This is a genomic window from Kitasatospora sp. NPDC127035 (assembly GCF_042726075.1).
Taxonomy (GTDB): Bacteria; Actinomycetota; Actinomycetes; order Streptomycetales; family Streptomycetaceae; genus Kitasatospora.
Window position 1 is genome coordinate 37,589 of record NZ_JBHXDN010000032.1, and the last position, 23,961, is coordinate 61,549.

Annotated in this window: 17 protein-coding genes; 14 read left to right on the forward strand and 3 right to left on the reverse strand. The window is 74.9% G+C overall.

Features of this window, described 5'->3' with window-relative positions:
• Nucleotides 1-144 precede the first annotated feature (144 nt).
• On the reverse strand, nt 145-1,920 hold the full coding sequence (locus ACFWIC_RS22085; protein WP_380353866.1) for a 3-hydroxyacyl-CoA dehydrogenase family protein: 1,776 nt from the start codon (nt 1,918-1,920) through the stop codon (nt 145-147).
• A 507-nt stretch (nt 1,921-2,427) separates the two neighbouring features.
• Here ACFWIC_RS22085 and ACFWIC_RS22090 point away from each other — a divergent pair.
• The 3 genes from ACFWIC_RS22090 (at nt 2,428) to ACFWIC_RS22100 (ending at nt 6,905) form a co-directional block, all read left to right on the forward strand.
• Nucleotides 2,428-3,891, forward strand: a complete 1,464-nt coding sequence (locus ACFWIC_RS22090; protein WP_380353863.1) for a glutamine synthetase — start codon at nt 2,428-2,430, stop codon at nt 3,889-3,891.
• 2 nt (nt 3,892-3,893) lie between these two features.
• A complete protein-coding gene (locus ACFWIC_RS22095) occupies nt 3,894-5,012 on the forward strand; it encodes an amidohydrolase family protein (RefSeq protein WP_380519830.1) in 1,119 nt (372 codons plus the stop codon).
• Nucleotides 5,013-5,417: 405 nt separating this feature from the next.
• Entirely contained in the window at nt 5,418-6,905 is a 1,488-nt protein-coding gene (locus tag ACFWIC_RS22100; protein WP_329883409.1) for a S8 family serine peptidase, read from the forward strand.
• Nucleotides 6,906-7,041: 136 nt separating this feature from the next.
• Here ACFWIC_RS22100 and ACFWIC_RS22105 read toward each other — a convergent pair whose 3' ends face one another.
• Nucleotides 7,042-7,935 carry a HipA family kinase gene (locus tag ACFWIC_RS22105; RefSeq protein WP_380353856.1) on the reverse strand — a complete coding sequence of 298 codons (894 nt, stop codon included), beginning with the start codon at nt 7,933-7,935 and terminating at the stop codon, nt 7,042-7,044.
• A 182-nt stretch (nt 7,936-8,117) separates the two neighbouring features.
• On the opposite strand from ACFWIC_RS22105, the gene ACFWIC_RS22110 reads away from it, so the two are divergent.
• From ACFWIC_RS22110 to ACFWIC_RS22150, 9 genes are all read left to right on the forward strand, one after another.
• On the forward strand, nt 8,118-8,558 hold the full coding sequence (locus ACFWIC_RS22110; RefSeq protein ID WP_329883411.1) for an SRPBCC family protein: 441 nt from the start codon (nt 8,118-8,120) through the stop codon (nt 8,556-8,558).
• 236 nt (nt 8,559-8,794) lie between these two features.
• Complete coding sequence (locus ACFWIC_RS22115) at nt 8,795-9,949, forward strand: glycosyltransferase (RefSeq protein ID WP_380519831.1); 1,155 nt, start codon at nt 8,795-8,797, stop codon at nt 9,947-9,949.
• 333 nt (nt 9,950-10,282) lie between these two features.
• On the forward strand, nt 10,283-11,806 hold the full coding sequence (locus ACFWIC_RS22120; RefSeq protein ID WP_329949578.1) for a sugar transferase: 1,524 nt from the start codon (nt 10,283-10,285) through the stop codon (nt 11,804-11,806).
• 63 nt (nt 11,807-11,869) lie between these two features.
• A complete protein-coding gene (locus ACFWIC_RS22125; protein ID WP_380519832.1) occupies nt 11,870-13,213 on the forward strand; it encodes an O-antigen ligase family protein in 1,344 nt (447 codons plus the stop codon).
• On the forward strand, nt 13,210-14,943 hold the full coding sequence (murJ, locus tag ACFWIC_RS22130) for a lipid II flippase MurJ (protein ID WP_329883415.1): 1,734 nt from the start codon (nt 13,210-13,212) through the stop codon (nt 14,941-14,943). Before ACFWIC_RS22125 ends, murJ begins: the two co-directional genes overlap by 4 nt.
• Entirely contained in the window at nt 14,933-16,132 is a 1,200-nt protein-coding gene (locus ACFWIC_RS22135) for a polysaccharide deacetylase family protein (protein ID WP_380519833.1), read from the forward strand. Before murJ ends, ACFWIC_RS22135 begins: the two co-directional genes overlap by 11 nt.
• Nucleotides 16,129-17,244 carry a glycosyltransferase gene (locus tag ACFWIC_RS22140; RefSeq protein ID WP_329883417.1) on the forward strand — a complete coding sequence of 372 codons (1,116 nt, stop codon included), beginning with the start codon at nt 16,129-16,131 and terminating at the stop codon, nt 17,242-17,244. The genes ACFWIC_RS22135 and ACFWIC_RS22140 overlap by 4 nt, the downstream gene beginning before the upstream one ends.
• Nucleotides 17,245-17,305: 61 nt before the next feature.
• On the forward strand, nt 17,306-18,124 hold the full coding sequence (locus tag ACFWIC_RS22145; RefSeq protein WP_380519834.1) for a hypothetical protein: 819 nt from the start codon (nt 17,306-17,308) through the stop codon (nt 18,122-18,124).
• The gene (locus tag ACFWIC_RS22150) at nt 18,121-19,287 is read left to right on the forward strand and encodes a GNAT family N-acetyltransferase (protein WP_329949583.1); all 1,167 of its coding nucleotides are present in this window, start codon (nt 18,121-18,123) and stop codon (nt 19,285-19,287) included. The genes ACFWIC_RS22145 and ACFWIC_RS22150 overlap by 4 nt, the downstream gene beginning before the upstream one ends.
• Nucleotides 19,288-19,320: 33 nt before the next feature.
• On the opposite strand, the gene ACFWIC_RS22155 is transcribed toward ACFWIC_RS22150, so the two are convergent.
• Nucleotides 19,321-20,607, reverse strand: coding sequence for a glycoside hydrolase family 26 protein (locus ACFWIC_RS22155; protein ID WP_380519835.1), 1,287 nt, complete (start codon nt 20,605-20,607; stop codon nt 19,321-19,323).
• A 360-nt stretch (nt 20,608-20,967) separates the two neighbouring features.
• On the opposite strand from ACFWIC_RS22155, the gene ACFWIC_RS22160 reads away from it, so the two are divergent.
• Nucleotides 20,968-21,897 carry a hypothetical protein gene (locus ACFWIC_RS22160; RefSeq protein ID WP_329883421.1) on the forward strand — a complete coding sequence of 310 codons (930 nt, stop codon included), beginning with the start codon at nt 20,968-20,970 and terminating at the stop codon, nt 21,895-21,897.
• A gap of 211 nt (nt 21,898-22,108) precedes the next feature.
• Nucleotides 22,109-23,707 (forward strand): ribosomal protection-like ABC-F family protein, encoded by a 1,599-nt coding sequence (gene abc-f, locus ACFWIC_RS22165; RefSeq protein ID WP_380353836.1) that lies wholly within the window; start codon nt 22,109-22,111, stop codon nt 23,705-23,707.
• Nucleotides 23,708-23,961 lie beyond the last annotated feature (254 nt).

A 23,961-nucleotide genomic window follows, 5' to 3' on the forward strand; every position in this document is an offset into this window, starting at 1 on the left:
TTCCCCGGCGCACGGGGGCGACCGGGCCGGTCACGGCCGGTCTGGGCCAGCGGCCGGAGACGGCCCCCTGCCCCCAGGCGGACCGGTCCGGTCCGGGCGGCGGGTGCCCGGGCTGTCCGGGCTGCCCGTAGGACGGTTGTGCGGTCACCGGCGTGCGTGGTCGCGGAAGCCGCGGCCGGTCTTGCGGCCCAGACAGCCGGCCGCCACCAGGTGCTCCAGCAGCGGAGCCGCCGCCAGGCCCGGCTCGCGGAACTCCTGGTGCAGGACCTGCTCGATGGTCAGCGAGACGTCCAGGCCGACCACGTCCAGCAGCTCGAACGGGCCCATCGGGTAGCCGCAGCCCAGCTTCATCGCGGTGTCGATGTCGTCCACCGTCGCGTAGTGCTCCTGCAGCATCCGCACCGCGTCGTTCAGGTAGGGGAAGAGCAGCGCGTTCACGATGAACCCGGCCCGGTCCCCGCACTCCACCGGGTGCTTGCGCACCTCGGCGCACAGCTCCAGCACGGTCGCGGTGACGTCCGGCGCGGTCAGCACCGTGGACACCACCTCGACCAGCTTCATGGCCGGCGCCGGGTTGAAGAAGTGCATCCCGATCACGTCCTGCGGCCGGGAGGTGGCCGAGGCGCAGCTGATCACCGGCAGCGAGGAGGTGGTGGTGGCGAGCACCGCACCCGGCTTGACGATCTTGTCCAGGGTGGCGAACAGCTCGCGCTTGACCGCCAGGTCCTCGGCCACCGCCTCGACCACCAGGTCCACCTCGGCCAGCTCGCCGTACTGCCCGACCGGCGTGACCAGCGCGAGCGCCGCGTCCCGCTGCTCGGCGCTCAGCCGGCCCCGGGTCACCGAACGCTCCAGCGACCGCGCCAGCTGCGCCTTGGCCTGGTCCGCCTTCTCCTGGCTGCGGGCGGCCAGCAGCACCGGGCGGCCCGCCTTGGCGAACACCTCGGCGATGCCGGTGGCCATCGTCCCCGAACCGCAGACGCCGACCGTGCGGACCGTCCGGCCCGGCACCTTCGGCAGCGCCGGACCGTCGGCCGCGTCGACCGGCCTGGAGGAGCCGGGCGCCGCGTAGGTGTAGAAGCCGCGGCCGCTCTTGCGGCCCAGCAGGCCCGCCGAGACCAGCTGGCCGAGGATCGGCGCGGGGGCGTGCAGCCGGTCCCGGGACTGCTCGTACATGGCCTCCAGGACGGTCCGGGCGGTGTCCACGCCGATCAGGTCGAGCAGCGCCAGCGGGCCCATCGGCAGGCCGCAGCCGAGCCGCATCGCGGCGTCGATGTCCTCCCGGGTGGCGTACTTGGACTCGTACATCGCGGCGGCCTGGTTCAGGTACGCGAAGAGCAGGCCGTTGACCACGAAGCCGGCCCGGTCGCCGGCGGCCACCGGCTCCTTGCCGAGGTCCCGGGCGAACCCGGCGGCGTCCTCGGCCACCTGCGGGGAGGTGAGCACGGTGCGGACCACCTCGACCAGCTTCATGGTGTGCACCGGGTTGAAGAAGTGCAGGCCGAGCACCCGCTCCGGGCGGGCCGTGGCGGCGGCGATCCGGGTCACCGAGAGCGCGGTGGTCCCGGTGGCCAGCACCGTCCCCGGCGGGCAGATCCGGTCCAGCTCGGCGAAGAGCTCCCGCTTCAGCTCCAGTTGCTCGGGCACCTCCTCGACGACCAGGTCGGCGTCGGCGGCGGCCTCCAGCGCGTGGCCCACCGAGATCAGGTCGAGCAGCGCGGTGCGCTCCTCGGGGGTGAGCCGCTCGCGGGTCACCGCGTACGCCGTGGCCTCCTGGATCCGGGCCAGTGCCCGGGCGGCCTGCTCCTCGTCGGCTTCGATGCCGATCACCCGGCGGCCGCTCCTGGCGACGGCGACCGCGACGCCGGCACCCATCGTGCCGAGGCCGACCACGGCGACCGTGGGAAAGGGACGCTCCATCTGTCCTGACTCCTTGTCATGGGAAGCCCGCGCGCGCTCCGGCGGACGCGCCGACGGAGGGGGGTCCGCGCGCGGGGGCTGGGGAGATGACGGTTGCGGCCACCGCGCAGCCGCCGGTCCGCTCCGGCGGTGCTGCGGGTGTGCCGTGGTACTCAGGCGCTCGGCGTGAAGGAAGCGACTCTGAAGCAGAGAAGAGAAAAGGAGGGAAACCCCGGCCTTCGTCCGCGATCCGCGAAAACGGCCGGTGGGTGAACACACCGTTCCGGTGCCGTCCGGTCCGCGCGGTCCCGCGCGCCGGTCGACGCCCCCGCCGGTGCGGCTCCCGAAGCCCGGCGGTGATGCGTGCCGACACTGTAGCCGAGCTACTCGCCGGTAGGAAGGGGGTGGGAGCCGGTATTTCGCCGCCGGGACCGCGTCGCCGGAACGGGTGACGGAGGGGACGGACGTCCGTTCGGACCACCCGATAGGGGAATTACGCGAGGTGGTGCGGCCGGGCAGCATGGGGGCATGAGCACCGGAACCGTGACCGCGGGTCGTGGCGAGCCCGCCGCCGAGCAGGAGCCCGCCGCCGAGGACGCCGGCCGGCCGGCCGGCGTCGCGCTGCCGCCGAGGGCCGACCGGGCGGAGCGCGGGGAGCGCGCCCGGGCCGCGGTCGAGCGGCTGCGGGCCGCCGAGGTCGACGCGGTGGCCGTCACCTGGGTGGACAACGCCGGCATCGCGCGGGTCAAGGCCGTGCCGTTGACCGGCCTGGTGCACGCCGCGCAGTGGGGCGTCGGCACGGCGCCCTGCTTCGACGTCTTCCTGGCCGACGACACCATCGTCTCCAGCCCGCTGACCGGCGGCCCCACCGGTGACCTGCGGCTCTACCCCGACGTCGACCGGCTCGTCCCGCTCGCCGCCCAGCCCGGCTGGGCCTGGGCACCGGGTGACCGGTACACCCAGGGCGGCGCCCCGCACCCCGGCTGTCAGCGGCTCTTCGCCCGCCGGGCGGTCGCGGCGGCGGCCGAGCGCGGCCTGGGCCTGAAGGCCGGGATCGAGATCGAGTGGGTCGTCGCGCTGGCCGGCCCGCCGGAGGAGGAGCCCCGGTACCCGACGGCCGGCGCCGCGTACGGCCTGCAGCGGCTCACCGACCTCTCCGGGTACCTGCGCGAGCTGCTCCGCGCCCTCGCCGAGCAGGGGCTGACCGTGCTCCAGATCCACCCCGAGTACGCGGCCGGCCAGTTCGAGGTCTCGGTCGCCCCCGAGGGCCCGGTCGAGGCCGCCGACACCTCGGTCCTGGTCCGGCAGACCGTCCGCGCCGTCTCGGCCCGGCACGGACTGCGGGTCTCCTTCGCCCCGGTGGTCGAGGCCGGCTCGGTCGGCAACGGCGGCCACCTCCACCTCAGCCTCTGGCGGGACGGCCGCAACCTCGCCCGCGGCGGGTCCGGCCCGCACGGGCTGACCGCCGAGGCCGAGGGCTTCCTCGCCGGGGTGCTCGGCGCGCTGCCCGAGCTGCTGGTGCTCGGCTCCTCCAGCCCGGCCGGCTACCTGCGGCTGGTCCCCTCGCACTGGGCCGGTGCCTACCGGTGCTGGGGCCTGGAGAACCGGGAGGCGGCGCTCCGGCTGGTGACCGGTTCCACCGGCGAGCGCTCCACCGCGGCCAACGCCGAGATCAAGTGCTTCGACGCCACCGCCAACCCCTACCTGGCGCTCGGCGGGGTGCTCGCCGCGGGCCTCGCCGGCCTCGACCGGGGGCTCACGCTGCCGCCGGAGGTCACCGGTGACCCGGCGCAGGCCGAGCCCGGCACGGTCCCCAGGCTCCCCGCCGGACCGGCCGAGGCGCTCGCCGCCTACCGGCGGTCGGCGGTGCTCCGGGAGGCTCTCGGCGAGCCGCTGTACGAGGCGGTGCTGGCGGTCCGTCTGGCCGAGAGCGAGCAGTACGCGGGCGCCACCCCCGAGCAGCTGGTGGCGGCGACCCGCTGGCGGTACTGACGGTGCCCCCGCCGGACGTCCCCGCGCTGGTCGACCACCACTGCCACAGCGTGCTGACGGCCGAGCTCGCCGACGAGGACTTGGCGGGGCTGCTCACCGAGTCCGACCGCCCGCCCGCGCCCGGCACCTCGCCGTTCGACAGCGCGCTCGGCCTCGCCGTCCGCCGCTGGTGTCCGCCCGCGCTCGGGCTGCCCGCGCACGCCCCGGCCGAGGAGTACCTGGCCCGCCGGCGGGAGCTGGGCGCGCCGGAGGCGACACGCCGGCTGCTGGCGGCGGCCGGGCTGGAGACCTGCCTGGTCGACACCGGGCTGACCGCCGCCGCAGGCCGTTCCCTGCTGCCGCTCGACGCGTTCGCCGAGGCGGCCGGCGTCCGGGTCCGTGAGGTGGTCCGGCTGGAGCGGATCGCCGAGGCCGTCGCGGGCCCGGCGGGTGGCTGGGCGCGGGCGGTGCGCGAGGCGCTGGCCGCGGCGGCGTCCGGCGCGGTCGCCGTGAAGTCCGTGCTGGCCTACCGGACCGGCCTGGAGGTGCCCGCCGAACGCCCCGGTTCGGCCGAGGTGGCGGCGGCCGCGGGGGAGTGGCTGCGGGCCGGGGGCGGCCGGCTGACCGACCGGGTGCTGCTGCACCACCTGCTCTGGACGGCGGTGGACGTCTGCGCCGACCTCGGCCTGCCGCTCCAGCTCCACACCGGCTTCGGTGATCCGGACCTCACCCTGCACCGGGCCGACCCGTCGCTGCTGGCGGGCTTCGTCCGGGCCGCCGAGCCGACGGGTGTCCCGCTGGTCCTGCTGCACGGCTACCCGTACCACCGGCAGGCCGCGTGGCTGGCGCACGTCTTCCCGCTCGTCCACACCGACCTCGGGCTGACCGCCTCCTACGTCGGCCCCCGGGTGGCGACGGTGCTCGGGGAGATGCTGGAGCTGGCGCCGTTCGGCAAGCTGCTGTTCTCCACCGACGCCTACGGCCTGCCGGAGCTGTACCTGGTCGGCGCGGCCCAGTTCCGGCACGGCCTGGGCACCCTGCTGGACGGCTGGCGGGCCGACGGCGCCTGCACCGCGGCCGACGCCGAGCGCCTCACCCGCCGGGTGGCCGCCGGCAACGCCCGACGGCTGTACGCGCTCTGAACGGCCGGCGGGGCGTGAGGTCCGTCGCGCCGGTCCCGGACGGGCGGAGCCCGGGGCAGGGGTGACCGCGCCCGCCGCCCGGGGGGTCGACGGACATGGCTGTGCCGAGCCCTCCCGTGGTGTCGATCAGGACCCGATGGATCATGCCAGTCCGCGGCGGCCCGTGACGGTTGTTCGAACAGAATCCTTCGTCACACGGATCCGGTGCGGGCACGAAGGCCGGTTATTCACCGTATGGATTGACGAGGTGTCGCTCGCCCCGGAGCCGCAACCTTCGCAAGTGACCGAACGGTGTCGATTAGATGACTACCCCTTGCGGATTACGACACATGTTCACTAGCGTCCCGATCATTCCAGTGCACCTGCCAACCGCAGTTGCATGACGACTCGGGAGGGCCAACCCCTATGAGTGTTCCTCGGATCAGCCGGACCCGGTTCGCGGCGGTGGGCGTCGTCCTCGCCACCGCCGGCGCCCTCGCGCTGCCGGCCGGCACCGCCTTCGCCGCCGGTGCGGAGTCGACGACCGGTCCGCTGCTCAGCTACGTCGTCAACACCAAGGCCAACCACGGCCAGGTGCAGAAGGTCGAGACCGCGGTCAAGACCCTCGGCGGCTCCGTCGTGTACTCCTACGAGCAGATCGGCGTGGTGATCGCCCGCTCGACCGACACCCAGTTCGCCGCGAAGCTGCGCAAGGCCAAGGGCGTCGAGTCGGTCGGTGCCAGCCGCACCAAGGGCATCACGGCCTCCGAGGACCGGACCGCGGAGGTCGCCGCCGCGCCGACCGCCGCTCCCGCCGCCGGCGAGGAGCCCTACTGGGCCAACCAGTGGGACATGCGTCAGATCGGTGTCGACAAGGCCCACAAGCTGTCCCTGGGCAGCCGCAACGTCACCGTCGGCGTCCTGGACTCCGGCATCGACGGCACCCACGAGGACCTCGCCGCGAACGTCGACGCCTCGAAGTCGGTCTCCTGCATCGACGGCGGCAAGCCGAACACCGCCTGGGACGCCTGGCAGCCCGGCGTGGACGGCGCCCACGGCACCCACGTGGCCGGCACCATCGCCGCCGCCAAGAACGGCAAGGGCATCGAGGGCATCGCCCCGAACGTCAAGCTGGCCGCGGTCAAGGTCGTCGACGACGGCGGCTTCATCTACCCGGAGTACGCCATCTGCGGCTTCGTCTGGGCCGGTGAGCACAAGTTCGAGGTCACGAACAACAGCTACTTCGTCGACCCGTGGATGTTCAACTGCCAGGAGGACGCGGACCAGGCGGCGATCACCACCGCCGTCCGCCGCGCCGTCGAGTTCTCGCAGCGCAAGGGCGTCCTCAACGTCGCCGCGGCGGGCAACGAGAACATCGACCTCGCCCACAAGACCAAGGACGTCGCGAGCCCGGACGACACCACGCCGGCCGAGCGCCCGATCAACCAGAACTGCCTCAACCTGCCGACCGAGCTGGACGGCGTCGTGACGGTCTCCTCGGTGGGCGTCAAGGGCGACAAGTCGTACTACTCCAGCTACGGCAAGAACAAGGTCACCGTCGCCGCCCCCGGTGGCGACCGGATCTACCAGATCCCGGACACCCCGGACAAGAACGGCCGCGTGCTGTCCACCATCCCGGGTGGCGGCTACGGCTACATGCAGGGCACCTCGATGGCCTCGCCGCACGCCGCCGGTGTGCTCGCCCTGCTGGCGAGCACCTTCCCGTGGGCCAGCCCGGAGGAGCTCACCGAGCTGATCACCAACCAGGCCGAGTCGCACGCCTGCCCGTCGGGCCCGTACAACCCGGGCGGCACCGGCGTCTGGGCCGCCACCTGTGAGGGCGGCGTGGACGACAACGGCTTCTACGGCGCCGGCATCATCAACGCCGAGAAGGCGGTCCAGTGGTGGCGCTGAGCAGCTGACCCGCTGATCGGCCGCTGAACCCCCGACGGGGGCGGGACACCAGTCCCGCCCCCGTTCCGCGTGTCCGCCCCCGTTCCGCCCCCGGGCGGCGTGCCGAGCCGTCCGGCCCGGCGCGCCAACGGGCCGCTCACTCGACGTGCTGCTCCCAGGCGGTCTCCACCGAGGGCTTGCCGTGCAGGTCCGGGACGTCCTGGAGCCAGGCGGGCCGGCCGGCCCTGGTCCGGGCGGCCCGCCGCTGCTCGGTCTCGCGCAGCTGGTCGGGCGTGGCGAACCCCTCCGGCAGCCACTGCGCGGAGCGCGCGGCCCGGGCGGCCAGGTGCGCGACGTAGGCGCCGCGCAGCTCCGCCACCGAGTCGAAGCCGGGCTCGCCGGCCAGCCACTCGTCCGGGACGAGCGCCAGCACCTCCGCCAGCAGTCCGGCGGTGACCAGCGGCCCGAGCTCCTCGTCGGCGAGCCGGACGTCCGGCCGGTACCCGCCGAGGGCGTGCGCGCTCAGGTCGTACCGCTTGCCGACGGCGGACGCGGCGGCGGACCAGCGGTGGTGGAAGATCAGCGCGGCGCCGTTGTCGATCAACCAGAGGGCGCCGTGCCAGACCATCAGGTTGGGGTTGTGCACGGTCCGGTCGACGTTGCCGGTCAGCGCGTCCAGCCAGACGACCCGCCCGGCCAGGACCGGGTCGACGTCGATCGTGCCGGGCCTGAAGTCGCGGGCGCCGGGCAGCAGGTCCATGCCGAGGTTGATCCCGCGACTGGATCGCAGGATGTCCTGGATCTCGGCGTCCGGTTCGCCGTCGGCGACCGCCGGGTCGAAGTCGACGAGTCGCAGCTCGGGCACCGGCAGGCCGAGCCGTCGGGCCAGCTCGCCGACGATCACCTCGGCCACCAGCGCCTTGCGGCCCTGCGCGGCCCCGGAGAACTTGACCACGTAGGTGCCCAGGTCGTCGGTCTCCACGACACCGGGGACGGAACCGCCGGCCCGCAGGGGGTCGACATAGCGCACTGCTGTCACCTGATCGAGCACACCTGCCACCCTAATGCCCGTCCCCGGAGACCAGGGCGGCGGCCGGTGCGGCGGGGCTCCTGTGATTGGCTTGCGGGTGGCCCGGACGATCGCGCGCCACCGGGAACCACACGGACCGGACGGCCGCGGCACGTGCCGGGCGACTCCACCACACCGGACGACCTGACGAGGAGAGCACGACCATGGGACAGGTGCAGGCCACCACCGAGCGGGTCTACGACGCGGCCCCCGAGCGGGTGTACGAGGCGCTGGCCGACTACCAGGTGACCCGCCCCAAGCTGCTGCCCGAGCAGTACAGCGAGTACGAGGTCCGGGTCGGCGGCACGGGCGCGGGCACCCAGGTGCACTGGAAGCTGCAGGCCACCGAGAAGCGGATCCGCGACTGCCTGTTCACCGTCTCGGCGCCGCAGCCGGACCAGCTGGTGGAGCGGGACGCGAACTCCACCATGGTGATCACCTGGACCGTCTCGGCGGTCGGCGAGGGCCGGTCGAAGGTCACCGTCACGGCGTCCTGGCGGGGCGCGACCGGCATCGGCGGCTTCTTCGAGCGGACCTTCGCCCCGAAGGGCCTGAACCGGATCCACGACCAGGTGCTGGCCAACCTGGCCGCCGAGGTCCGCTGACGCCGACCCGACCCCTCACGACCGGTCCCGGTCCGGCCCGTCACGACCCGCCCCGGGCCGTGACGGCCCCGGGCGCGACGGCCCGGGCCTGCTGAAACCGTCCTTCGGCTCGCTCGGGATTTCGACCGGTCCGTCCACCCGTACGAGCGGAAAGCCGTACGGGTGGACGCCCGCCACGTGCGGGTGACGGCGGCCCCGCGGCACGGTGCGCCCACCCTAGGCTCGCCGCCGTGCATATGACGATCCTTCACATTTCGCAGCCCGTCGACGGCGGGGTCGCCCGCGTCGTCGTCGACCTCGTCCGGGGCCAGCGCGAGGCCGGTCACCGGGTGCTGGTCGCCTGTCCGCGCGGCGGCCGGCTGGCCGAGGAGGCCGGCGCGGTCGGCGCGCTGGTCCTGGACTGGCCGGCCCGGCGCTCGCCCGGCCCGGCCGTCGCCGCCGAGGCGTGGCGGCTGCGCCGGATCGTCCGGGCGGCCGCGCCCGACATGGTCCACCTGCACAGCGCCAAGGCCGGGCTGGCCGGCCGGCTCGCGGTCCGGGGCGCCGCGCCGACCGTCTTCCAGCCGCACGCCTGGTCGTTCGCCGCCGTGGACGGCGCGCTGGCCGCCGCGACCCTGCGCTGGGAGCGGTACGCGACCCGCTGGGCGCACCGGCTGCTCTGCGTCTCGGTCCAGGAGCGGGCCGACGGTGTCGCGGCGGGCCTGCACGCCGACTGGGCGGTGGTGCCGAACGGTGTCGACGTCCGCCACTACGCACCGGCCGAGCGCCGGGCCGCCCGGGTCATGCTCGGCCTGGAGCTGGACGCCCCGCTCGCGGTCTGCGTGGGCCGGCTCTGTCGCCAGAAGGGGCAGGACGTGCTGCTCGACGCCTGGCCGGAGGTGCAGCGCCGGGTGCCGTCGGCCCGGCTGGCGCTGGTCGGCGGCGGGCCGGAGGAGGCCCGGCTGGCCGCGGTCGTCCGGGAGTCGGCCGAGCCGGCCCGGGTCCGGCTGGTCGGGGACGTCGCGGATCCGCGGCCGTGGCTCGCCGCGGCCGACCTGGTGGTGCTGCCCTCGCGCTGGGAGGGCATGGCGCTCGCCCCGCTGGAGGCGATGGCCTCCGGCCGTGCGGTGCTGCTGACCGACGTTCCGGGGGCCCGTGAATGCCTGCCGCCGGTCGAACGGAAGTCCGCCGTGGTACCGCCGGAGGACGCCGCCGCGCTCGCCACCCGAATGGCCGAAGCATTGTCCGATCCGATCGAGTGCGAGCGACGCGGCGCACGCCTGCGTGAGCACGCGGCGGCTCGCCATGATGTTCGCTCGGTGGTCGAACAGGTGGACGCGCTCTACCGGGATCTCCTGGGGGCCGGTCCTGCGGCCGGGCGCCGCCGCGCCCGTGTCCCGCAGCGGATCTGATCGTTTCACATGCCGTGAATGCCCGCCGGTCCGGCGCTGTCGTATTCGCACCCTCAGCCGGTTGTGGGTGAGGCGTGAAATCAGAAATACCTATTAATGGGCGGCTGGAATGAAATGGCAAGTCGACTTCCAGCATTCCGGTCGGCGTTCGGTATTGTCTGATTTTGCCTGCTTCATTTCGATTTCACGCCGGGAATTCGCGAGAAATCCGAAAGCCGCCAGCGGTGGCAGGTGCAGTCAGGACCGCGCCCACCGGGTCGGGACGGCCGCCCCGGGCCAACCGGTGCCGGACCGCCGTCACCCCGGGCACACAGCAGGGGAGTTCGTGCGCTGATGACCATTGACCACGACAGCGTGCCACGGCCCGGCCGGCCCCTGTCCGGCCAGCGCAGGCCCGCCACCGGGCTGCTCGACCGCCCGGCAGGGACCGCCCAGACCCGCAGCGCCCCGGCGGCCAGGCGCCGCCGCCGCCCGGTCCGCTCCCGGATCGCCCTGCCCGTCGCCCTGGTCGTCGTCGACGCCTTCGCCCTGTGCACCGCCACCGGGATCGCCAACCGCGCCCTCGACCCCGCCGTCCGGGTCGCGCCGCTGCTCGGCGTGGCCGCCCTGCTGCCGCTGCTGCTGCTCCTCAACCTGGCCGGCGGCCTGTACCGCAGCCGGCTCACCCTCTCCGTCCTCGACGAGCTGCCCGCGCTGACCGTCCGGGCCGTCGTCGCCACCGCCTTCGCCGTCACCCTGGCCGGCTGCCTCGAAGGCCACTGGCCCGACTCCGGTCCCGCCACCCCGGCCCGGCTGACCGTCCTGCTGGGTACCCAACTGCTGCTCGCCGTCTGCGTCCGCGCGGTGCTCTACCACCTGGTCCGCCGGATCCGCCGCAGCCGCCCCAGCCCCGTGCTGGTGCTCGGCGCCGGCCGGCTCGGCCGGCGGGTCGCCGCCGCCCTCAGCGAGCGCGGCGAGTACGGGATGCGCCCGGTCGGCTTCCTCGACGCCGACCCGGCGCTGCTCGCCGGCGACACCGACCTGCCCGTCCTCGGCGGTCGTGAGGTCCTGGAGCGCGAGATCCGGCGCCACCGCGTCCACCACGTGGTCGCCACCGCCGGCGCCGCCGACGAGGCCGAGACCGCCGCCGCCCTGCGCGACGCCGCCCGGCTCGGCTGCCAGGTCTGGCTGGTCCCCGCCCTGCGCGAGTACGGATCGCTCGGCGCCGGACGGCTCGCCGGCGCCGACCACCTCTGGGGCTTCCCCTGTCTGCGCGTCGGGCGCGCGGCGATGCGCCGCCCCGGCTGGACCGCCAAGCGCACCCTGGACGTCACCGCCGCCGGGCTCGGCCTGCTGCTGCTCGCCCCCGTCCTCGTCCTCTGCGCGCTCGCGGTCCGCTTCGACACCGGCCCCGGCGTGCTCTTCCGCCAGCAGCGCACCGGCCTCGACGGACGGGTCTTCACCGTCCTCAAGTTCCGCACCCTGCGGCCCAGCAACGAGCACGAGTCCGCCACCCGCTGGAACATCTCCCAGGACCACCGGATGGGCGCCGTCGGCCGCCTGATGCGCCGCAGCTCCCTGGACGAGCTCCCGCAGCTCTGGAACGTCCTGCGCGGCGACATGAGCCTGGTCGGCCCGCGCCCCGAGCGCCCCTACTTCGTCATGCGGTTCAGCCAGGCCTACCCCGAGTACGCGGACCGCCACCGCGTCCCGGTCGGCCTCACCGGCCTCGCCCAGGTCAACGGCCTGCGCGGGGACACCTCGATCGAGGACCGGGCCCGCTTCGACAACCGCTACATCGAGAGCTGGAGCCTCTGGCAGGACGTCAAGATCCTGTGCCGCACCGCGGTCCTGATGCTCCACCCGGACGGGAGCTGACCCAGCGTGGCCCTGACCCTTGCCACACCTCCCCGCCCCGCACACCTCTTACGGCGTGCGGGGGTGCTCCTCCAGGACCGCCCCGCCCTGCTCGCCGCCGCCACCGTGCTGCTGGTCTGCGTCCCCACCGGGGAGAAGGACGTGGCCGCCGCCGTCCACGTCACCGCCGCGGACCTCGCCTCGCTCGCACTGGTCGCCCTCACCGCCGTCAACCTGCTGCGCGGCCGGACGCCCGCGATCGGCCGCGCCGACGCCGTCCGGTTCGGCGCCGTGGTCGCCGCCGCGGCCGTCGCCACCGTGGGCTCGATCGACCCGGCCACCAGCCTCACCGGCTTCGTCCGGCTCACCCAGGTCTTCGTGCTCGTCCCCGCCGCCGTGCTCTGCTCCCTGCGCGACCGCACCGACCAGCGCCTCGTCCTCGGCTCCTTCGTGGTCGCCGCGCTGGTCCAGGGCGTCGTCGGCGTCCACCAGTTCCTCACCGGGACGGGCGCCTCCTACACGGGCCGGCCGATCCGCGCCGTCGGCACCTTCGGGGCGCTGGACATCATGGCGATGTCCACCGTGGTCGCCTACGGCCTGCTCGCCGCCCTCGCCCTCGCCCTGGGTGAACGCGGCCCGGCCGGCGACCCCCGGCTCCGGCGGGCGCTGTTCACGGCCGCCGCCTTCCTGACCTTCCCGCTCGCCGTCTCCTTCAGCCGCGGCAGCTGGATCGCCACCGCCGCGGCCGCCGCCGTCCTGCTGCTGCGCGCCGACGCCCGGCTCGCCGTGCGCAGCGCCGTCCTCGGCCTGGCCGCCGCCGTCGTCCTGGTCGGCGGCCTCGGCCTCGGCGGCTCCGGTGTCACCGCCCGGATCAGCTCGATCGGCTCCGTCTCCGAGGCCCCCGACCAGTCGGTCTCCGACCGCTACGACCTGTGGGCCACCGCAGGGCGGATCTGGCAGGACCACCCGTTCTCCGGCGCCGGACCCAAGGCCTTCCAGCAACTGCGCGACAGCCACGCCCCGTTGCGGCTCTCCTCCGGCAGCGACGCCGCGGACGCCACCATCGGGTTCCAGCGCGAACCGCTGCTCTCCCCGCACAACATGTACTTCCTGGTGCTCAGCGAGCAGGGGCTGACCGGCATCGTCGCCTACGGCGTGCTCTTCCTCGGCCTGCTCCTCGGCTGCCTCCGGCACGCCCGCGGCCCGGGTCTGGCGGCGCTCGCCCTGCTCACCTGGGTCCTGGTCGACTTCCTCTACGCCGACATCGGCGGCACCACCACCGTGCTGACCTCCGTGGTCCTCGGCCTCGCCGCCCGAGCCGCCAGAGCCCCCCGAGCCGCCAGAGCCCCCCGCGGCGCCGGAGCCCCCCGAGCCGCCAGAGTCGCCGGAGGCCCCCGCGGCGCGGGCCCGGAGGCGGCGGCCCGATGAGCACCGACCAGCCCACCGCGCTCACCCCGGCCCTGCCGGCCCCCCGGTCCGCGCCCGCCGACCCCGCCGTCGCCGACCCCGCAGCCGCCCCCCGGCGCGGCTTCCTCGCCAAGGCCTTCGGCGTCACCGCCGTCCTCAGCGCCGCCGGTTCCGCCCTCGGCCTGCTCCGCGACCTCCTGCTGGCCCGCTACTTCGGCGCCAACCAGGGCACCGACGCCTTCCTGGTCGCCTGGACCGTCCCCGAGACCGCCGCACCGCTGCTGATCGAGGACGCCATGTCCTTCCTCATGGTGCCCGCCTTCGCCCTCGCGCTGGTGCTCCGCGAGGAGAACCCCGACGGCCCCGACCCGGTCCGCCAACTGGTCCGCGCCACCCTGCCCTGGCTGCTGCTCGCGCTCTCCACGCTCTCCCTCGGCGCGGCCCTCGGCGCCCCCTGGTTCGTCGACGTGCTGGCCCCGGGCCTGGCCAACCCCGGACTCGCCGTCACCTGCACCCGGATCACCGCGATCACCGTGCTGCCCTTCGGCGTGGCCGGCTACCTCGCCGCGGCCCTGCGCGCCCACCACCGCTTCACCGCCCCGGCCGGGATCTACGTCGCCTACAACGTCGGCATCCTCGGCGTCCTGCTCAGCTGCCACGCGATCTGGGGCGTCCGCTCCGCCGCCCTCGGCGTAGCCCTCGGCAGCCTGCTGATGGCGGGCCTGCTGATCGTCCCCTTCCTGTACGGGCTGCGCACCGGACCGGGCGCCCGCCCCGCCCGCGGCCGCCGCCCCCGCAGCAAGGCCCTCGTGCTGATCCCGCTCGCCCTGCTGCCGGTCGCCGCCTTCACCCTGACCCGCCAGTCCCAGGTCTTCATCGAGCGGTTCCTCGGCTCCGAGCTGCCGGCCGGCACTATCTCGCACCTCAACTACGCCGCCAAGGTCTCCCAGCTCGCCATGACCGCCGGCATCCTGATCTGCACCGTCACCTTCCCCCTGGTCGCCCGGGCGCTCGCCGCCGGCGACCTCACCGCCGCCCGCGACCGCGTCGAGAAGGACCTGGGCCAGGCCGCCGCCGTCGTCCTGCTCGGCACCGCCTTCCTGCTCGCCTGCGCGCCGTCGGTGGTCGCGCTGCTCTTCGAACGCGGCGCCTTCGGCCCCCGGGACACCTCCGCCACCGCCGCCGTCATCCGCGTCTACAGCTTCGGCCTGCCCGCGCAGGCGCTGATCGGCGTGATGATCCGCCCCTACTTCTCGCTCCGCCCGGTGGTCCGCCGGGCCGGCGACCCCAGCCCCGACGACGGCGGACGCCGGCTGCTCGACTGGTACCCGGCCGCCGCGATGGCGTTCGGCCTGGTCGTCACCGTCGTCGGCGGTCTGCTCGCCACCCCCCGGTTCGGTGCCCCGGGCCTGGCGGCCGGGAACGCGGTCGGCATCACCGCCACCGCGGCGCTCCTGCTGCACGGCCTGGTCCTGCGCGGCATCCCGCTGCGCCTGCGCCTCGTCCTCGGCGGCCACGCCCGGCTGCTGGCCTCCGCCGCCGGCGCCGTCGCGCTCGGCACCCCCGTCGCCGGCCTCACCGCCGACCCCCTGCTCTCGACCCTGTGCGGGGGCCTCACCGTGGCGCTGGTCTTCGCCGCCCTGGGCACCGTCCTCGGCGCCCGCGAGGTGCGCGGACCGGTCCGCGCCGCAGCCCGGGCCCTGGGCCCGTCACCTGTCGCCGATGAAGGGAAGCCTCCCCATGGACGCTGAACGGGGATTCGTCCGGCCGGTCCTGTCGGGCGTCCGCCGCCCCGCCGCACCCGGTGCGCCGGCCGCGGTCGGCCCGCACACCGACGCGCCGCGCCCCGACGCACCACGGCCGGGCACCCGCCGACCACCGGCACAGCTGCCGAGGAGCCGCCGCCCGATCGCCGAGGCGCCCGCACCGGAGCCCTCCTCGCCGTGGATCCTGATGTACCACTCGGTGGCCGTCGAGGACGAGGACCCCTACCAGCTGACCGTCAGCCCCGAACGGTTCGCCGAACAGATCGCCTGGCTGCACCGGTGCGGCCGGCGCGGCGTCTCGGTCCGCGAGCTGATGCGGGCCAGGGCCGCCGGCCGGGACGACAAGCTGGTCGGCCTCACCTTCGACGACGGCTACGCCGACTTCGGCCGCTACGCCGTGCCGATCCTTCAGGCCTACGGCTTCACCGCCACCGCCTACGTGGTCGCCGACCTGCTGGGCCGGGCCAACGACTGGGACACCGAGGGCCCGCGCAAGAAGCTGCTCACCGTCCAGGAGGTCACCGACCTCGCCGCGGCCGGCTGGGAGATCGGTTCGCACGGCCTCGGCCACCGGGCGCTGTCCGGCCTGCCCGCCGACGTGCTCGCCGACCAGACCCGGGAGAGCCGCCGGGCCCTGGAGGAGATGGTCGGCGGTCCGGTCACCGGCTTCTGCTACCCGTACGGCGCCGTCGACCTGGCCGCCACCCACGCCGTCCGGGACGCCGGCTACGACTACGCCTGCGCGATCGCGCACTCCCCGCTCACCGGCAGGTACGCGTTGCCGCGCTGCTACGTCGGCGACCGCGACGGCGCCTGGCGGCTGCGCGCCAAGCGCGGCCGGCACCGCCTCCGCGACACCGTCACCGAACTGCGCCGTACCCGTCTCGCCGCCCGCACCCGCCCCGAGCGCCCCGAGCGCCCCGAGCGTCCGGACCAGGCCGAGCGCCCGGTCCGGGCCGACCGTACGGACCGTGCGGACCGCCCCGAGCCGAAGGTCCGCGCCGCCGAGGGCGACCAGCGGCCCGGGAACGACCCGGGCGCACCCGTCCGGCGGTCCGGCGAACCCGGCGGGGCCCGGACGCACCTCCCGCCCGCCGGATCCGCGGACGGTGCCGCCCGCGGGTCCGAGCGCCCCGGCGGAGAGCGGGCGGGCCACGGCAGGGCCGCCCGATGAAGGTGCTGCACATCGTCACCGGCCTCGCCTCGGGCGGCGCCGAACGCCAGCTCCAGCTGGTGCTCCGGTACCTGCCCGCGCACCAGCACTGCGAGGTCCTGGCGCTGACCAACCCCGGCACGGTCGCCGCCGCCCTGCGCGCCGAGGGCGTCACCGTGCACCACCTCGGCATGCGCGGCAACCGGGACGTCGGCGCGCTGCCCCGGCTGGCCCGCCTGATCCGGGCCGGCCGCTACGACGTGGTGCACACCCACCTCTACCGGGCCGGACTGTACGGCCGGCTGGCCGCCAGGCTGGCCGGGGTCCGGGCCGTGGTGGCCACCGAACACTCGCTGCACGCCGGGGTGATCGAGGGCCGGCCGGTCACCCGCGGCGTCAAGGGCCTCTACCTGGCCGCCGAACGGCTCGGCACCACCACCGTCGCGGTCTCCCGGCAGGTCGCCCAGACCCTGCACGGCTGGGGCGTCCCGCCGGGCCGGGTGGAGCTGATCCCCAACGGCATCGACGCCGACCGCTACCGCCGGCAGGATGCGGACCGGGCTGCCACCCGCGCCCGGCTGCGCGCCGAACTCGGCCTGCCGCCCGGGAGTTGGGTGGTCGGCGGAGTCGGCCGCCTGGTCCCCGGCAAGCGCTTCCCGGTGCTGCTGGAGGCGCTCGCCGAACTCGACGGCGCGGCCCGCCTGGTGCTGGTCGGCGAGGGTCCGGAACGCGCCGCGCTGGAGCGCCGGGCCGCCGAACTCGGCGTCCGCGACCGGCTGGTGCTCACCGGCGAGCGTGACGACGTCCCCGACCTGCTCACCGCTCTGGACGTGCTCGCCGCGCCCTCCACCGAGGAGACCTTCGGACTCGGCGTCCTGGAGGGGCTGGCGGCCGGCCTCCCGGTCCGCCACAGCGCCTGTCCGGCCCTGGACGAACTGCCGCCCAGCGCCGCCCCGCAGGCCCGCCGGATCCCGTCGGACGCCGCCGCGTACGCCACCGCGCTGGGCGAGCTGCGCCACCTCAACGACCACAGCACCGACCCGCTGCCCCGGCCCCCCGCGGTCGGCCACTACGACATCGTCCGGGTGGCCGCCGACCTCGGCGCCCTCTACGACCGCCTGGTCCCCGCCTGAGCCGGCAGCTCCCCAGTCGCCGGGCCGCCGGCCGGGCGGCCCCCGTATCCAAGGAGTCCCGATGACCGAACCGCGCCGAAGCGCCCGTCTCCTGGTCCGCCGCTGGTGGCCGCTGGCCCTCGCGGTGCCCCTGGGTGCCGCCGCCGGCGCCGGGTACGCCGTCGTCGCCCACCCCTCGTACGCCGCCGACTCCTACGTGATCGTGGTGTCGGAGAACCCGGGGGAGAGCGCCACGGCCGTCAACTTCGCCCAGGCGTACGGCCGGCTGGCCGGCCGGCCGCAGGTGCTCGCGGCAGCCGCCGCGGAGACCGGGCACAGCCGGTCCGAGCTGGAGGCCCTGGTGCACGGCACCACCTCGCCGGACGCCCCGATGATCGAGATCACCGGCACCGGGGCGGACCCGCAGGAGGCCGTCCTGACGGCCGACGCGGTGGCCCGCTCCCTGGTCGCCTTCGCCAACGGCAGCACCAAGGAGACCGGCGTCCGGCTGGTCCCGCTCGCGGCCGCCGCCGAGCCCGAGCGGCCCACCACCCCCTCCGGGCGGCTGGACGTGGCGGTCGGCGGTGCGGCGGGCGTGCTGATCGGCGCGCTGGTGATGATGACCCGCCGCCGGAGCGACAGCGCCGCCGGCCCCGCGGCCGGGGCGGCGCCCGTCCCGACCGCTCCGCGCCCGCGCACCGCCGAGCCCGGGGCGGAACCCGTGGCCGACCCCGGCCCGGAGCCCCGGCCCGCGGCCGGGACCGAGGTCACGGCCGAGGTCACGGCCGCGTCCGGGGCCGGCGACACGGCGGCCCGGGCCGGAAAGGCCGGGCCCGCCGCGGACGCGGCTCCGGCCGAGTCGGAGAACAGGACCAAGACCGTGGCCGGGAGCGGACGATGAGCACCGAGGCAGCCGCCCCGACCACGGGACTCCCCGCCCAGGCGTGCGCACCGCGCTGGACCACCGAGCTGCGCCGCGAGGACGACGCGCTCGACACCCTCGCCGAGGAGTGGGACGACCTCGTCACCCGCTGCCGGACCGCCACCTTCTTCCAGGCCGCCGTCTGGCAGCGTTCCTGGTGGCGCAACTACGGACGCCCCGGCGCCCTGCTGGTGGTCCTGGTCCGCCGTGACGGCCGGCTGGTCGGCGCGGGCGCGTTCCAGCGCCGCGGCGGCCCGCTGGGCGGCCTGGCCGGCCTCGGTGACGGGCTGATCGACTTCACGGACATCCTGCTCGACGACTCCTGCGCCGACCGCGCCGCCGCCGAGTTCGCCGCCGCGCTCCCGCTCACCCGCCCCTGGCACAGTCTGGACCTGCGCGAGGTCCACCCGGAGGCCGCCGTCCAGCGGGTCTTCGCGCACTGGCGCGGCCGGCGCCGGCGGTTCACCGACTCGCTCTGCCAGTACCTGCCGGCCGTCCCGATGGAGCAGCTGCTCAAGCGGGTGCCGGGCAAGACCGCCCAGCGCAGCCGGGTCAAGCTGCGCAAGATCGCCGAATCGGGCGTGGAGGTGCGCTCGACGCCCCCGGCGGAGGTGCCGGAGGCCCTGGCCGGGCTGCTGCGGCTGCACTTCCTCCAGTGGGCCGACCGCGGGGTCACCCCGGAGCACCGCACCGAGCGGTTCGCCCGTCACCTGGACGAGTCGACCACCGGCCTGGTGGCCACCGGCCGGGCCGCCGTCCACCAGTACTGGCTGGACGGCGAGCTGGTCGCGGTCAACCTGCTGCTGCTCTGCCCGTCCTTCGGCGGCCTCTACATGTACGGCGCGCACCCGAGGCTGCGCGAGCGGCTGGACATCGCGGGCCTGCTGTTCGGCGCCGCGCTGGACGAGACGGTCGGCGCGGGCATCCCGGTGCTGGGCCTGCTGCGCGGCCAGGAGCCGTACAAGCAGCGCTGGCGGCCGGACCGGCTGCCGAACCAGCGGCTGCTGTTCGGCCCGCGCGGCCCGGCCCCGGCCGCCGCGGTCCGGTGCGGCGCCGTCCGCTCCCGGCAGGCCGCGGTGCGCGTGCTCAGCAGCCGGCTGCCGAAGCTGAAGGAGTCCCTGCTCGCCCGCCGCCGGAGCTGAACGGGCACTCCGGGGGCGTCTGCCGGACACGTCCTAGCGCCGCGCGGGGGCGGCGGTCGGCGAGGCGCTCGGCGAGGGACCGGCCGACGGGCTCGGTGAGGGGCTGGCCGACGGGCTCGCCGTGGCGGACGGCGGCGCGGAGGCCGCCGCCGAGGCCGAGGCCGGGGCCGGGGTGGTGGGCGAGGCCGGGGGACCGGTCGGTGCGCCGGCCGGCGCCGGCGGTGCGGACGGCATCGTGGGCGCCGCCGGTGCCGGGGGCGCCGTCGGCGCGGCCGCGGCCGGTGCCCCCGGGGAGCCGCCCATCAGCTGCCGGAACCGGGCGCTGGACCGCGGGTTGCGGTCGCACTGCCAGAAGCCGTGCGGGCAGTAGTCGGTGACCGTCTGGTAGGCGGTGTCGTGGGTGCGGATCCACTCCACCATCCGCTGCACGAACTCCGGGTTGTCGCCGTTCCGGAACAGCCCCCACTCCGGGTACGAGACCGGCTTGCCGCGCTTGGCGGCGAACTCCACCTGGTCCAGCAGCCCGTACGGCTCGTGCACGTAGTCGTCGAAGGTCGCGCCGGCCGGCTGGTCGTAGCTGTCCATGCCGATGATGTCCACCACGTCGTCGCCCGGGTAGCACTTGGTCCACGGGATCGCGTCCAGCCCGCGGTTGGGCGTGAAGTCGAAACGGAACCGCTGCCCGGGCACCGACCGCATCACGGTGACGATCCGTCGCCAGTACGTCTTCCAGGCCGCGGGGTCGGGCTTGCAGCGGTGGGTGTAGGTGACCCCGTTCATCTCCCAGCCGAGGGTGAGGACGGTGTCCGCGCCGCCGAGCGCCACCAGCCGGCGGGCCAGCTTGAGGAAGTGCCGGTCGAAGTCCCCCCGCGCGCCCTGGGCGAGCAGCTTCGCGACCTCGCCGTCCGGCACGTTCGCCTCGTTGGGGACGAGCATCGGCACGCCGAGGACGAGCGTCCGGGACGGGTCCGCCTGGCGCCACTGCGACCACATGCCGAGCACCATCGCCTCGCCCTCGACGTCGGCCCAGCCGTTGCCCGCCAGATAGGTGTGGCCGACCTGGAGGTTGGCGTTGTTGAGCCACTGCGCGTAGCGGCCGATCTGCGGGATGTACCGGTCCCAGGAGCCGACGAACGCCCCGAACGGGGGCTCGTGCTTGGGCCGCTGGACGACAGGGCGCGGTGCGGCGCCGCGCGGCGAGATGGCGTCGGAGGAGAGCGTGTGCCGTTCGGTCTGGCTCAGCGGGGTGCCGGCGGGGACGCTGGCGGTGGTGAGCAGCAGCAGGGCGGCGGCGGCCAGCGCCAGGCGGCCGAATCGCATGGTCTCTCCTCGGGCGGGGGCCTCGGTGGGGCAGGGCGGAGGGCGACGCAACGTGACGCCCCGATTGCCGACAGTAGGCCCGCCGGGCGGAGGAAAAGCCGAATGTCACCCTAAAGTGGGCGCTATTCGAACGCCGTCCGGCGGTGTGCCGTGTATCACCTCTGTAACAGTCCCGGAGGCCCGGGGAGCCCTACCCGCGCCCCGGGCCCGGGCGGGGCCCGGGGCGCCGCCGGGCCCGACGGCGCAGGTCGGTGGGCGGCGTCGGCCGGCCCGTGCGAAACCGGCCGGCGAGGTTCCGCCGTCCGGCCGTACGGAGAGGTCCGGCTGACTCGCGCGGGCGGTGAAAGGTACGCTCCGCCCGTGTCCTGGAAGTCGCGCGCCCTCAGCCCCCGATCGATCCTGCCTGCCCTGGCGGTGCTGCTGGTCCTTGTGGCGGGCGCGGCCGCGCACGCCAACAAGCCGGTTCCGTTCGGTGACCGGGTGGCCGCACCGGGGGCCTCGGACGCGAGCCCGGACGCCGTGAAGTCCCTGGACGCGGCCGACCTCGACCTGAGGGTCGGACCGGGCCTGGAGGCGTACCACAAGGCCACCGGGGAGCACGCCTGGTCGTACCAGCGGGAGGGCGCCACCGCGCTCTACCTGTCGATGGCGGGCGAGAACGCCGTGGTGGTCTGGGACGACGGCCTGGTCACCTCCGTGCGGCCCGGCGACCACGAGGTGCGCTGGCACCGCGCGGTGCCCGGCCTGGCCGACTGGCTGCGCGCCGACGGCGAGCCCGGCGCCGACAAGCGCACCGAGGAGCAGCGCAAGCAGCTCGCGACCGAGCGGGCGGCGGCCTCGCTGCGGACGGTCCAGCAGTCCGCGCCCTGGGTGGCGGTGGTCACACCCAATCTGACGATGGGCTTCCGCGACGCCGACGGGGACCTGCGCTACAACTCCAAGCCGGCCGGCAACTGCGTCTACGACCCGACCCGTACGGTGGCCAGCGACTTCGCGGTGCTGGTTCCGCGCAGCTGCTCCAACAGCAGCGGCCAGTCGGTCTCCGGCGGGATCTCCGGCTACCGGCTGGACAGCAGCGGCTGGCAGCTCAACGCCGGCCCGGGCGTCTCGATGAAGGCGCTGGACGGCCGCCGGGTGCTGATCTCGGACGGCCCGATCGTCGCTCCCAAGGTCTTCGACACCCGCGCGGCCGCGCCCGAGGCCGCCTGCGGCAGCCCGGCCGAGCCGTTCGCCGCCGTCCGCCCGGAGGGCAGCTGCGCGGCGCCGGCGGACGGGCAGCAGCCGCGGTAGCCGGCCCTCCGGGTACCCCCGGCCGGTAATCCCTCGGGGTTCGCTCGCGCGGCCCGGTAGACTTGCCGTCATGGCTGTTCTCTCCGTGCACTAGCGGGCGAGCGGCGCCGCGCCGTGCGGTCCGCCGAGCCTCCGCCGACGCCCTTCACCCGCCGTCCCGGCCCGTGCCCCGTCCGGGCGCCCGCCCACGCCCCAGGAGTAGTCCCCAGCCATGATTTCCGCCAACGCCCTTGAGCTGCGTGCCGGTGCCCGGATCCTGATCGAGTCGGCGAGCTTCAAGGTCGCCCCCGGCGACCGGATCGGCCTGGTCGGTCGCAACGGCGCCGGCAAGACCACGCTCACCAAGGTGCTGGCCGGCGAGGGCATCCCCGCCTCCGGCACGGTGACCCGCTCGGGCGAGGTCGGCTACCTGCCGCAGGACCCCCGCACCGGCGACCTCGACGTCCTCGCCAAGGACCGCATCCTCTCCGCCCGCGGCCTCGACACCGTGCTGAAGAAGATGCGCGAGAACGAGGACCGGATGGCGAACGGCAAGGGCGCCACCCAGGAGAACGCGATGAAGAAGTACGCGCGCCTGGAGACGGAGTTCCTGACCAAGGGCGGGTACGCGGCCGAGGCCGAGGCCGCCACCATCGCCGCCGCGCTGGGCCTGCCGGACCGCATCCTCAACCAGGAGCTGCACACGCTCTCCGGCGGTCAGCGCCGCCGCGTCGAGCTGGCCCGGATCCTGTTCTCCGACTCCGACGTGCTGCTGCTCGACGAGCCCACCAACCACCTCGACGCGGACTCGATCGTCTGGCTGCGGGACTTCCTGAAGACCTACAAGGGCGGCTTCATCGTCATCTCGCACGATGTCGAGCTGGTCGAGACGGTCGTCAACAAGGTCTTCTACCTGGACGCCAACCGCTCCGCGATCGACGTCTACAACATGGGCTGGAAGCAGTACCAGCAGCAGCGCGAGGATGACGAGAAGCGCCGCAGGCGCGAGCGGACCAACGCCGAGAAGAAGGCCGCGACGCTGAACGCGCAGGCGGACAAGATGCGCGCCAAGGCGACCAAGACGGTGGCCGCGCAGAACATGGCCCGCCGCGCCGAGAAGCTGCTCTCCGGCCTGGACCAGGTCCGGCAGAGCGACAAGGTCGCCAAGCTGCGGTTCCCGGACCCGGCGCCCTGCGGCAAGACCCCGATGACGGCGCGCGACCTGTCGAAGTCCTACGGCTCGCTGGAGATCTTCGCCGGCGTGGACCTGGCCATCGACCGCGGTTCGCGCGTCGTGGTGCTCGGGCTCAACGGTGCGGGCAAGACCACGCTGCTGCGGATGCTGGCCGGGGTGGAGAAGCCGGACACCGGCGAGGTGATCCCGGGCCACGGCCTGAAGGTCGGTTACTACGCCCAGGAGCACGAGACCCTGGACCCGCAGCGGACGGTGCTGGAGAACATGCGCTCCTCCGCGCCCGACACCGACCTGGTGCAGATCCGGAAGATCCTCGGCTCGTTCCTCTTCTCCGGCGACGACGTCGACAAGCCGGCCGGGGTGCTCTCCGGCGGTGAGAAGACCCGTCTCGCGCTGGCCGCGCTGGTGGTCTCCAGTGCCAACGTGCTGCTGCTCGACGAGCCCACCAACAACCTGGACCCGGCCAGCCGCGAGGAGATCCTCGGCGCGCTGCGCGAGTTCAGCGGCGCGGTCGTGCTGGTCACCCACGACGAGGGCGCGGTCGACGCGCTCCAGCCGGAGCGGATCATCCTGCTGCCGGACGGCGTGGAGGACCTCTGGAGCCCCGCCTACAACGACCTGGTCACGCTGGCCTGATCCCGCCGACCTCCCGATGCCCGGTCGCCCGTACGGACGGCCGGGCATTCGGCTGTCCGTCTGGCCGGAACTAGACATTCCCTCCACATTTTGGACCAGAAAAACTAGTCCCTTCGGCGTGTCCGGGAATGAAGAGGTCCCGCATTCCGTTTAAGGAGCTTCCGTCGGCCCGCCACTCGATCGGGGCCGGGCCGACGCTGCTGATCAGCCCTTTCTCGCCGGACGGCGGTATTCGTCCGGGGGCGTGCACTCTG

Coding starts and splice junctions, on each gene's coding strand:
- ACFWIC_RS22115 (WP_380519831.1), top strand. CDS start 8,795: ATGACGATCCTTCACATTTCGCAGCCCGTCGACGGCGGGGTCGCCCGC.
- ACFWIC_RS22135 (WP_380519833.1), top strand. CDS start 14,933: ATGGACGCTGAACGGGGATTCGTCCGGCCGGTCCTGTCGGGCGTCCGC.
- ACFWIC_RS22110 (WP_329883411.1), top strand. CDS start 8,118: ATGGGACAGGTGCAGGCCACCACCGAGCGGGTCTACGACGCGGCCCCC.
- abc-f (WP_380353836.1), top strand. CDS start 22,109: ATGATTTCCGCCAACGCCCTTGAGCTGCGTGCCGGTGCCCGGATCCTG.
- ACFWIC_RS22145 (WP_380519834.1), top strand. CDS start 17,306: ATGACCGAACCGCGCCGAAGCGCCCGTCTCCTGGTCCGCCGCTGGTGG.
- ACFWIC_RS22140 (WP_329883417.1), top strand. CDS start 16,129: ATGAAGGTGCTGCACATCGTCACCGGCCTCGCCTCGGGCGGCGCCGAA.
- ACFWIC_RS22090 (WP_380353863.1), top strand. CDS start 2,428: ATGAGCACCGGAACCGTGACCGCGGGTCGTGGCGAGCCCGCCGCCGAG.
- murJ (WP_329883415.1), top strand. CDS start 13,210: ATGAGCACCGACCAGCCCACCGCGCTCACCCCGGCCCTGCCGGCCCCC.
- ACFWIC_RS22150 (WP_329949583.1), top strand. CDS start 18,121: ATGAGCACCGAGGCAGCCGCCCCGACCACGGGACTCCCCGCCCAGGCG.
- ACFWIC_RS22100 (WP_329883409.1), top strand. CDS start 5,418: ATGAGTGTTCCTCGGATCAGCCGGACCCGGTTCGCGGCGGTGGGCGTC.
- ACFWIC_RS22155 (WP_380519835.1), bottom strand. CDS start 20,607: ATGCGATTCGGCCGCCTGGCGCTGGCCGCCGCCGCCCTGCTGCTGCTC.
- ACFWIC_RS22085 (WP_380353866.1), bottom strand. CDS start 1,920: ATGGAGCGTCCCTTTCCCACGGTCGCCGTGGTCGGCCTCGGCACGATG.
- ACFWIC_RS22120 (WP_329949578.1), top strand. CDS start 10,283: ATGACCATTGACCACGACAGCGTGCCACGGCCCGGCCGGCCCCTGTCC.